Genomic DNA, 10,796 nt, shown 5'->3' with positions numbered 1-10,796 from the left:
ACGCATTTTCTTCGTGCGATGTCTATGCTTTCGAAGCTTACTCTTGTGGGGGGCCTGAAGCAGAAGTCGATTTTTGACTTCAGCTGAAGGACCGAAGCGACCTCGAGGAGCTAGGAGCCGCAGGTAGACAGGCTCACCGCCCGCCCCACGGAAAGCAAAGTGCCTCGCGACAGGCAAAAGTCGCCTGTCTCTGCGATGATTATTCAGGGGGCTTTCCTTTGTGGAACGAAGATCAACAGCAGTGTACCTTAATCAAGTTCTTTTTATATAGTAGAAAACCAATCTTTTAGTAAACAAAAAACAGGGCATTCACCCTGTTTTAGAACATTGGCATAATGTAGTTAATCAAAAACCAGAGAACCCCGAAGAAGATAATGAGGTATGCGGCATACTTGATGAAGGTGCTTCCAACTCGGGAACTATCTGAATGCTTCTCTTTTCTCACTTCGACATTGCGCCTTTCTTCCATCCTTCACACCTCGCTTCCTTAAAGGGGAACCCTAGATTTGGAATGTTTCGCTTGTATTCAGGAAATGCTTCTTGCTTTTTTGCATAAGTGAAATATCGGAAGTACAAATTGATTGAATACCATCAAGATGTTTTGATACGTCTTCGCCTTCAGCAATAATTTTAACCATGCTGCCGGACTCCAATGTGAGCAGGAAGGAAACGAGCTTTGGTAAATTTTCTGCATCAACTGCACGGTGGCGGCAATATAGATAAGTGGAGCCCTTGAATTGCTTCGCAGTTTGATAAATTTCAAGCATCTTCTTCATATTGAATTTATTTAGAATAATAACATTTGCACTCATAATTTCTTTCATCATACATTCTCCTTTTGTCTTAAATCCTATATGTGTGTTGTAGTGTTCTTTTACCCACAGGCCACTCACTTTTAAACCTGGCAAGCTTTCACAATTCGCCCATTTGCAAGCCCAAGTAGTAAATGGGTATAGTTAATAATGGAAAACGGAAAGGGAGGATTTTTATATGTTAACTCTCATTAAGAATGGTGAATTATACGCACCGCATTATCTTGGTAAAAAAGATTTATTGCTTATTGATTCCCGGATTGGCTGGATATCCGAAGACATTCAAGTCCCGGAACGGTTTGCAAAAGTGGAAGTGGTTGATGCTGAAGGAAAATATATTGTCCCGGGCTTTATTGATTCGCATGTACATATTACGGGAGGAGGCGGCGAAGGCAGTTACCGCACCCGCACACCCGAGCTTAAACTCACAGATGCGACTCTTGCAGGGGTTACGACTGTTATCGGTGTCCTTGGGACAGATGGCACAACACGGACAATGACTAACTTGATTGCAAAGGCTCGTGCGCTGGATGAAGAAGGGATCACGTGTTACGTCCATACCGGCTCCTATCAGGTTCCTCTAAAAACCCTTACCGGAAAAATAGAGGACGATATCATTTTGATTGATAAAATTATTGGAGCCGGGGAGGTAGCGATTGCTGATCACCGTTCCTCACAACCGACCGCGGAAGAAATGGCAAAAATCGCTTCTGCTGCAAGGATTGGCGGCCTGTTGTCCGGAAAAGCAGGAATCGTGAATATCCATGTCGGAGACAGTTATGATCATCTTAAAGTGATCGATGAGGTTGTCGAAAAAACCGATATCCCAATCAGGCAATTTTATCCGACTCATATGAATAGGAGTCAGCACTTGTTTGAAGCGGGAATCCGTTTTGCAAAAAAGGGTGGCTATGTGGATTTTACTACTAGCTCAGTGCCAAAGTTTTTTGATGAAGGGGAAGTAAAATGCTCGGTTGGGTTAAGGAGGATGCTGGATCAGCATATCGATATCTCACAAATTACCTTCACGTCTGATGGCCAGGCTAGCCTGCCTGATTTTGATGAATTTGGAGAACTGCTCGGTTTAAAAATAGGCAAGGTTTCAACACTTTTTGAAGAAGTTCGGGCTGCAATTATGCAGGAAGGCATTCCAATCGAGGTTGCCCTCAGAGTTATTACGCAAAACCCGGCATCTATTTTAAAGCTTAACCGTAAAGGAATGATTGCTGAAGGAAAGGACGCAGACCTTGTCTTGCTTAATAAAGAGGACCTGACCATCAAGGACGTATTTGCGATGGGCAGGATGATGGTGGAAAACGGAAAAGCAATCGTGAAGGGCACATTTGAATGAAGTTTTTAGAAAATAAATCCTAATCTGGAAAATTAAATTGACAAGTAGCTAGTACCGGTGATACCCTTACAAAGTAGAAAAGGCCGGACCCGACCGGTTAACAAAAAGGAAAAGGAGGGCGCGTCATGCTCAGAATGATTGGTCATCTTCAAACAGCTGAATATCGAAAGAAGCGCACTCTATCTCTGTTTTCCTCACAATTAGGTGAAAAATAACAGACGGGCCAGTGCGTTTTAACGCGCACGACATGGTTTGTCTCCAAGCTTCAAAATGAAATTCGGGACATATCGCTTTGCTGCGGTATGTCCTTTTTGCGTCTTTAAGGGGTTGGATGCGTAAACAAGGGGAGTGGTACTATGTTTTCAGTTTTAAAAAAGTTGGGCTGGTTTTTTAAAGAAAATTGGCGGCGGTATACAATCGCGATTGCGCTGTTAATCCTTGCCGGCTTGATTGACATTCTGCCGCCAAGGCTTCTTGGGATGGCGATTGACACGATTCAAAAAGGAGCGATGTCAAAGGAACTAATCCTCCAGCTCGTATTAGGGTTGGCAGTCATTACAGTTCTTTCTTATACCGTCACCTACATTTGGCATTACTTGCTGTTTGGCGCTGCATTCCTTGTTGAACGGCAGCTGCGAAGCAATTTTATGAATCATTTACTCAGAATGACACCGACATTTTATGAGAAAAACAGGACTGGCGATTTAATGGCCAGGGCAACAAACGATATCAAGGCGATTTCGATGACAGCGGGATTCGGGATTCTGACGATGATCGATTCGTCGGTCTGGATGCTGACGATATTGTTAACGATGGGCTTTACAATCAGTTGGGAACTGACGCTAATGTCGATTATACCCTTACCGATTATGGCCCTTTTGGTGAATTTGTATGGAAAGCGGATCCATACCCGTTTCGTAAAGGCGCAGGACGCTTTTGGCGAATTGAATGACAAGGTGCTTGAATCAATCGCGGGAACACGCGTCATTCGTGCTTACGTACAGGAACAAGAAGAAATCAAGCGATTCCATGCCCAAACCGAAGATCTTTTTGCAAAAAATGTGGCTGTATCCAGAATCGATTCGCTGTTTCAGCCAACAATCAAGATATTGATTGGAGTCAGCTATGTCATCGGGCTTGGCTACGGCGCAAAGCTTGTTTTCAGCCAGCAGATTACCCTTGGCGACCTGGTTTCCTTCAATGTGTATCTTGGGATGCTGATATGGCCAATGCTGGCAATAGGCGAGTTGATTAACATAATGCAAAGGGGTAATGCCTCTCTTGGCAGGGTCCAGGAGACACTTGCTTATAAGGAAGATGTAAAGGACCCTGAAGTTCCTCTCACTGTGGGCTCTCCTGAAACCATTCACTATGACGAGGTGACGTTCAGGTACCCTAGCTCCGCCCAGGATAACCTTCAGGATATCAATGTGAAACTGAACCAGGGTGAAACGCTTGGTGTCGTCGGCAAAACTGGCAGCGGCAAAACAACATTCATCAAGCAGCTTCTTCGTGAATATCCGGCCGGAAGCGGAACGATTTCAATTGCCGATGTACCTATCGAGGATCAGCCGCTAGAAGGGATCCGGAACTGGATTGGTTATGTTCCTCAGGACCATGTTCTGTTCTCAAGGAGTATCCGTGAAAACATCCTGTTCGGAAACCGGAATGCCGGTGAGGAGGAGCTCCAGCAGGCGATTGATTCAGCCGCTTTCAGAAGTGATTTGGAAAACCTTCCAGAGGGGCTTGAAACTCTTGTTGGCGAAAAAGGTGTCTCCTTGTCCGGCGGGCAAAAACAAAGGATTTCGATTGCCAGGGCACTTATCAAAGACCCTGAAATCCTGATCCTTGATGATTCACTCTCGGCGGTTGATGCGAAAACAGAACAAAAAATCATTGAAAATATCCGTACGGATCGGGCTGGCAAGACGACTGTTATTACAACCCATAGAATGTCGGCTGTCATGCATGCTGACCGGATTATTGTTCTCGAAGAAGGAAAAATCATCGAAGAGGGAACGCATGAGGAATTGATGGCCAAGGGCGGCTGGTACAGGGAGCAGTATGAGCGCCAGCAGGCAGAAACAGCTGCGGAGGAGGGGGTGTCGATATGACCACAGGAAAACGATTATATCATTATGCGCTTCAATTCAAATCGATCATAGCGGGGGCCTTGGTTTTACTTACTTTTTCTGCAGCGGCTGACCTCGCTGGGCCGTTTATTGCCAAGCGGGTCATTGATATTCATATCCTTGGCATCGAATCGGTCTGGCATGAAACGGAACAGGGAGATAAAGCTGTCGAATATGATGGCACGTATTATAAGCGGGACATTTATTTTAACGAAGGTGAAACAAAAGGCGCCCCTGCTGAAATCTTCCAGGCAGGAACCGGATTTGTTTTTGTAGGAGAAGAAGTAGATGCTGACGGCGATCGGAGTTACAGCAATGGGACGTTAACGATTAAAAATGGGGATATCGAAAAAAACTATCCCGCAACCGCTCTGTCCGCAGGAGACGTCATGCGGTTTTCAGCCCCCGAATTGCCGGGTATTGTTTGGCTCTTGGCACTATATTTCGGGTTGGCGGTAGTTTCGGCATTTTTCCAGTACTGGCAGCGCTACATGCTGCAAAAGTCGGCAAACCGGGTTATCCAGAAAATGCGTGAAGATGTGTATGCCAGGATTCAAAAATTGCCTGTGAGTTTTTTTGATAATTTGCCTGCCGGAAAAATTGTCGCCCGTATTACCAATGATACAGAGGCTGTCCGGGAGTTGTATGTAACCGTGCTCTCGACCTTTTTTACAGGCGGAATATATATAATTGGGATTTACATCGCTTTATTTATTCTGAATCCAAACCTGGCAGCGATTACGTTGCTGCTCCTGCCAATCCTTTACGCCTGGATGGTGATATACCGGAAGTTTGCATCCCGGTACAACCATAAAATCCGATCGCGGAACAGTGAAATCAACGCGATGGTCAATGAGTCGATCCAGGGCATGAACGTGATACAGGCCTTCGGGCGCGAGAAGGAATCAATTGCCGATTTTGAAAAATTGAATGAGGACCATTTCCGAAACCAAAATAAAATGCTGAACCTCAACTCGCTGACATCCTTCAATCTTGTCAATGTACTTCGCAACATCGTCTTTGTCGTGTTCATCTGGTACTTTGGAGGCGAATCACTGGAAGCATCGTCCGCGATTTCGCTCGGGATGCTCTACGCTTTTGTCGATTACATTAACAGGCTATTCGAGCCGGTTGTCGGCATGGTCAACCAGCAGGCGAACCTTGAGCAGGCGCTCGTTGCAGGCGAAAGGGTGTTCCAGCTGATGGATGAACCCGAGGAAGAGGAACGGGGCACCGAGCTTGAAAGGTACAACGGGAACGTCCGCTTTGACAATGTCTCCTTTGCGTATAAGGAAGGCGAGTGGGTTTTGAAAAATATCAATTTTGAAGCCCGGCCTGGAGAAACGGTTGCTCTTGTCGGCCATACTGGCTCTGGCAAAAGCTCAATCATGAATCTGCTCTTTAGGTTTTATGATTGCCAGAAAGGTGCGATTACCATTGACGGTATAGATGTTAAACATATTTCCAGAAACTCATTGCGCCGGCAAATGGGAATCGTCCTTCAAGATCCGTACCTGTTTACAGGTACGATTGCTTCAAATGTCAGCCTTGGCGACCCCTCGATTTCCCGTGAACGGGTTGAAAAAGCGCTTAAAGATGTCGGCGCTGACGAAATCTTTAAAAATCTTGAAAACGGATATGATTCCGCGGTGACTGAAAAAGGCTCGACGTTCTCAAGCGGGCAGCGGCAGCTTATTTCATTTGCACGTGCGCTTTCCTTCGATCCCGCCATCCTGATTCTTGATGAAGCGACGTCAAGTATCGATAGCGAAACTGAAGCGATTATCCAGGAAGCGATGGAGGTACTGAAAAAGGGCAGAACCACGTTTATCATCGCCCATCGCCTCTCGACAATCCGCAACGCAGATCAAATCCTTGTTCTGGATAAGGGCGAGATAGTTGAAAAAGGCAACCATGACGACCTGATGGAACAAAAAGGCCGCTACTATCAAATGTATCAGCTTCAGCTGGGAAAAGGGAATTTAGCGGGGTAATAGAAAAAGAGGGTGTCCCATGTTTTTTAACATGGGATACCCTCATTTAAATGACATAACAAAAAAACAGCTTGTTACCTTATTCTTTCAGTTCAACAGTTTCATTGACTTCTGCCGATTTACCACTTTGCCCTGTCATCCGTTTGTAGAAAAAGGCGATTTTTTTCGTAAAATTACCTGTTTCCCAATATTCCGCAGCTTCCGCTTTTACCTTTATCAAGACAACATTAGGATCATCATAGGAAGTTTGCATAATTTTCTCGTATGCTTTGCTCCACAATTCCTTTTTCTTGTTTAAATCCTGAACGATTTCCGCTCTTCCACGGACTGAAACATACGATTTACCTGCATATGCGACATTAACTTCTTGATCATGTAAAATTTCTTCATATTTATTCGTCTCTTTTTTGGTAAAAAACCATAAGTCACCATCAAACTCTACCTCTTGTGTTTTCATGGGACGAGAAACAAGTCCTTCTTCAGTAACCGTAGTCAGCATGGCGGTATCTACGTCTTTAATTAACTCTCTTAAGGTTTCCATTTCTTCTTGTTTGATTATATTAGACATTATATCACCTCATTAATGTATACAAAGGTATACTACCCTTTACATCAATATTTAATCAGGTGCGGATTGCTAAACCATCTGTGGCAGATTCTACTTACGTTGGCTCCTATCCTTAATACGTCAGCCCCACCCGGCAGTGCAGGTATTCAAGGCTTTGAAGCTGATGAAACGTAAAATCCCCGGTGTCGTAGATTGAGATTGAGCTTGGGTGTTCCGGCAAGATATTCCTGCCAATTCGATAAGTCCCAATCCGTTCCCCGACTGGCAAGTAGGTAGGGCAAACAGCTGTCCAGTCAAGGCCGGATTCCTCCATAATCAAAAAAGCCTTGAGGTGTTCCTCGGCATCCTTTGTGGTGGACCGCCTTGATTCTGATGATTGAAATCTGTACAGTTCCGGTTCAGAGCGTGCCTGCAGAATCCCTGCAGTGCTGACCATAATGATTCGGTGCACATCATGGGCTTTCATTGCCGAGATGATAATGGGCATGGAACTTGAGAGGAAATCAGTGCCTCCCGTGTTCAAACAGCTGATGACAGCATCACAGCCTTTAACAGCGGTATGAACATCTTGCTGATTTAAAGCATCACCATGTAACACTCTTAAAGCAGGATGGGTATAAGAAAGTTTTTCAGGATTTCTTACGAGAGCGTGTACGTTATGGCCGGACTTCAAACAATTTTCCAAGACAACTCCGCCAACCCTCCCTGTGGCACCAAAAAGACATATGTTCACGTAAAGTTCACCTTTCTGTCACGAAATTGAAAATCTTTTGAGGCTGTTCATGGTACTTTAGTAATGGATGCAACTCAACCTAAAGGAGCGGGATGGAGATGTTCTCGGTAACATTAACAATTGGCAGTTTGATGAGTCTGGTCTACTACATCGGGTATATGATAGTGAAACAATAAAGCTGCAGACACTGTCTGCAGTTTTTATTTTGCCAAAGACTGCAGGTATACTCAAGATAAGACTTCATAAAGGGGATGGGATAATGGCCGTTTATATAAGGCAGGAGAATGAAAAGGATTACCTGAATACAGAAAAACTAATTCAACGTGCCTTTGCCAATGTCGCTATCAGCGATAAAACCGAACATAAGCTTGTAGCGCGGCTTAGAGGCTCAAAATCGTTTGTGCCTGAGCTATCGCTAGTCGCTTTTGACGACGTCAGCGGGGAAATTGTCGGCCATGTTCTTATGACAAAGGCAAACATACAATCAGCTGAAACACTGACCCTCGCACCTGTTTCGGTACTGCCGGAATATCAAAATAAAGGTATTGGAACCCGACTCATAAATGAGGCGTTGGAAAGGGCAAGACACTCTGATTTCAGTTCTGTCATTGTACTCGGCCATCCTCGTTATTACTCCGGGTTCGGTTTTGAAAAAGCATCCAAATGGGGAATCAAGGCTCCATGGGATGTACCAGATGAAGTATTCATGGCTATGGAACTAAACAGGGGCTCATTGGAAAATAAATCAGAGACAGTGGTGTACCCAAAGGAGTTCAATGAATAAAGAGAGAATAGGCTTGTTTTAAGCAAAAAAGGGAAAATGATATAAGGATGAACAAGGGAGGGATCAAATTGGACTACCGGATTGAAAAAGATACACTCGGTGAAGTGAAGGTTCCAAAAGACAGCTACTGGGGCGCGCAAACACAACGGAGCCTCGAAAACTTTAAGATCAGTACAGAGAAAATGCCGCTTGACCTCATATATAGCCTGGCAACTGTCAAGCTAGCAGCGGCTATAGCCAACAATGAGTCTGGAAGGCTTTCTGATGAAAAAAAGGAAATTATTGTTCACGTATGCACCGAAATCCTGGAAGGTAAGTATGACGAACACTTTCCACTTGTAGTCTGGCAAACAGGAAGCGGAACCCAGACAAACATGAACGTCAATGAAGTAATTGCGAACCGGGCGAATGCCCTGCTAGAGCAGGAGGGCAGTTCAACGAGAATTCACCCAAATGATGATGTGAATATGTCGCAAAGCTCGAATGATACATTTCCAACAGCCATGCACATTGCCGCCTACGGGAAATTGAGTTCAACCTTGCTGCCGGCCCTTGAAGGACTGACTGAAACCTTCAGGCAAAAAGAAAAAGAGTTTGCGCATATTATTAAAATCGGACGGACGCATCTGCAGGATGCAACCCCTTTGACACTTGAACAGGAAGTGAGCGGCTGGCGGACAATGCTTGAGAAAACTGCAAAGATGATAAGAGAGTCCAGCAAGTCGCTGCTCGATCTTGCCATTGGAGGAACCGCAGTTGGTACAGGTATTAATGCTCCGAAGGATTTTGGAAGCAGGACGGCAGAAGTCATCGCAAGCGTTACTGGCCATCCCTTCCGTTCTTCGAAAAATAAATTTCATGCCCTGACCAGCCATGATGAGCTTGTCTATGTGCACGGTGCGTGTAAGGCTCTTGCGGCTGATTTGATGAAAATTGCCAATGATGTAAGATGGCTGGCCAGTGGACCGCGGAGCGGAATTGGGGAGATTGCGATTCCTGCCAATGAGCCGGGCAGTTCTATAATGCCTGGTAAGGTTAACCCGACTCAAAGCGAGGCTTTGACTATGGCAGTATGCCAGGTTTTCGGCAACGATGCTGCAATCGCCTTTGCGGCAAGCCAGGGGAATTTTGAACTGAATGTATTTAAGCCGGTTATCATCCATAACTTCCTGCAGTCAGTCAGGCTGCTGGCTGACGGAATCAATTCATTCAACAAAAATTGCGCTGTTGGGATTACCGCAAACGAAACAGCCATTGCCGAGCAAATGGAACGGTCGCTGATGCTTGTTACGGCTCTAAATCCGCATATTGGCTATGAAAAGGCAGCACAAATTGCCAAGCTGGCATTTACCGAATCCCTGACATTAAAAGAAGCAGCGATCAGGACCGGCTACCTGACCGGGCAGGAATTTGATGAATGGGTGAAGCCGGAAAATATGGTCTAGTTCGAAAGAATCGGCAAAACGGTTATAGTATCTTTACTACCATACGGTGCTGGCTTTCACTAAAAGAACAGACTATTTTCAACCACTTCTTTTGGTAAAGAATCTTTTTTATAAAAAATAAGTGCCCCCTGCCTAAAGGAGGGGGCGTATCCAGTATATTCACTTTTAAAGCTTTTACAGATTCTTCGTGTTCTCGAGGATCCAGCCAATTAACGGCTGAAGCCGCCACCTAGTTGACCCTGAGCCATTGAAACGAGACGCTTAGTAATTTCTCCACCGACCGAGCCGTTTGCACGGGAAGTAGTTTCTGCACCAAGGTTAACGCCAAATTCTTGTGCAATTTCAATCTTCATTTGTTGCAAAGCTTGTTCTGCACCTGGTACTAACAATTGGTTTGAATTGTTGTTGGCCATGCTGTTTCATCTCCTCAGTCTTTTTGAAAATTTTGGTATGGCTGGGTTGGCCGGAGTTGCACCGGCTCGCCGGGAAGACGTCTAGTCCCGGCCCTGGAACCCATCGGTGATATTGGTTCTAGTATGAGCCGTATGTACTGGTTTATACTATACCGATAGTGGTAATTAATGCCACAAATCATGTTGATAGTCGCTTCATACTACCTGTTCTTTTATTGTAGTAAGGAGCTATTTTGTATAGAAAAAAGAGCACTGCAAACACTAACAAAAAAGCGGGGGATTCAAATGGCGGTATGCCCAGTCTGCAATGGACTAAAACAACTGGATATTCCCTGCAGCGAATGCAGTAGCCGGATGGAAGAGAAAGGCCGCTACATGGATTATTTCGATGACTATAGCCCATACATGCCAATCGATTTAATGAAGCTTGAGGACGGCATTCCAAATGATCACAAAAATCAACAGTGTCCGCACCTGTACCGCTGCCCTGCATGTGGAAATGACAAGGTAGTCCTGATTGACGAGTAATTCATTTTTTTAGAAAACAAAAAGCGCCTGGACCTT

10 protein-coding genes are annotated in these 10,796 nt (G+C 45.0%); 6 read left to right on the top strand and 4 right to left on the bottom strand.

From position 1 onward, the window contains the following. Positions 1-500 precede the first annotated feature (500 nt). On the bottom strand, positions 501-824 hold the full coding sequence (locus tag A8F94_RS18150) for an HPr family phosphocarrier protein (RefSeq protein ID WP_066203571.1): 324 nt from the start codon (positions 822-824) through the stop codon (positions 501-503). Positions 825-990: 166 nt separating this feature from the next. Here A8F94_RS18150 and iadA point away from each other — a divergent pair, with 166 nt between their 5' ends. The 3 genes from iadA to A8F94_RS18135 all read left to right on the top strand — a co-directional run bounded on the left by iadA (position 991) and on the right by A8F94_RS18135 (position 6,289). After that, on the top strand, positions 991-2,163 hold the full coding sequence (gene iadA / locus A8F94_RS18145) for a beta-aspartyl-peptidase (RefSeq protein WP_066203569.1): 1,173 nt from the start codon (positions 991-993) through the stop codon (positions 2,161-2,163). A gap of 356 nt (positions 2,164-2,519) precedes the next feature. Continuing rightward, positions 2,520-4,277 (top strand): ABC transporter ATP-binding protein, encoded by a 1,758-nt coding sequence (locus A8F94_RS18140; protein WP_066203566.1) that lies wholly within the window; start codon positions 2,520-2,522, stop codon positions 4,275-4,277. Further along, a complete protein-coding gene (locus A8F94_RS18135; protein WP_066203564.1) occupies positions 4,274-6,289 on the top strand; it encodes an ABC transporter ATP-binding protein in 2,016 nt (671 codons plus the stop codon). The genes A8F94_RS18140 and A8F94_RS18135 overlap by 4 nt, the downstream gene beginning before the upstream one ends. Positions 6,290-6,368: 79 nt before the next feature. Here the strand turns inward: A8F94_RS18135 and A8F94_RS18130 are convergent, their stop codons facing one another. Both A8F94_RS18130 and A8F94_RS18125 read right to left on the bottom strand, forming a co-directional pair. Continuing rightward, positions 6,369-6,857: a pyridoxamine 5'-phosphate oxidase family protein gene (locus tag A8F94_RS18130; RefSeq protein WP_066203561.1), complete on the bottom strand. Its 489-nt coding sequence runs from the start codon at positions 6,855-6,857 to the stop codon at positions 6,369-6,371. A 112-nt stretch (positions 6,858-6,969) separates the two neighbouring features. Beyond that, entirely contained in the window at positions 6,970-7,590 is a 621-nt protein-coding gene (locus A8F94_RS18125) for an NAD(P)-dependent oxidoreductase (protein ID WP_066203559.1), read from the bottom strand. A 259-nt stretch (positions 7,591-7,849) separates the two neighbouring features. Here A8F94_RS18125 and A8F94_RS18120 point away from each other — a divergent pair, with 259 nt between their 5' ends. Then, positions 7,850-8,374 carry a GNAT family N-acetyltransferase gene (locus tag A8F94_RS18120; protein WP_066203556.1) on the top strand — a complete coding sequence of 175 codons (525 nt, stop codon included), beginning with the start codon at positions 7,850-7,852 and terminating at the stop codon, positions 8,372-8,374. A 68-nt stretch (positions 8,375-8,442) separates the two neighbouring features. Beyond that, positions 8,443-9,819, top strand: coding sequence for a class II fumarate hydratase (fumC, locus tag A8F94_RS18115; RefSeq protein ID WP_175384462.1), 1,377 nt, complete (start codon positions 8,443-8,445; stop codon positions 9,817-9,819). 209 nt (positions 9,820-10,028) lie between these two features. Here fumC and A8F94_RS18110 read toward each other — a convergent pair whose 3' ends face one another. Beyond that, the gene (locus A8F94_RS18110) at positions 10,029-10,232 is read right to left on the bottom strand and encodes an alpha/beta-type small acid-soluble spore protein (RefSeq protein ID WP_066203552.1); all 204 of its coding nucleotides are present in this window, start codon (positions 10,230-10,232) and stop codon (positions 10,029-10,031) included. 285 nt (positions 10,233-10,517) lie between these two features. Here A8F94_RS18110 and A8F94_RS18105 point away from each other — a divergent pair, with 285 nt between their 5' ends. Further along, positions 10,518-10,760, top strand: coding sequence for a hypothetical protein (locus A8F94_RS18105; protein WP_066203550.1), 243 nt, complete (start codon positions 10,518-10,520; stop codon positions 10,758-10,760). The last annotated feature ends 36 nt before the right edge of the window (positions 10,761-10,796 follow it).

This window comes from Bacillus sp. FJAT-27225, from assembly GCF_001685025.1.
Lineage (GTDB): Bacteria > Bacillota > Bacilli > Bacillales > Cytobacillaceae > Bacillus_D.
This window is presented reverse-complemented; position numbering and strand designations above follow the sequence as displayed.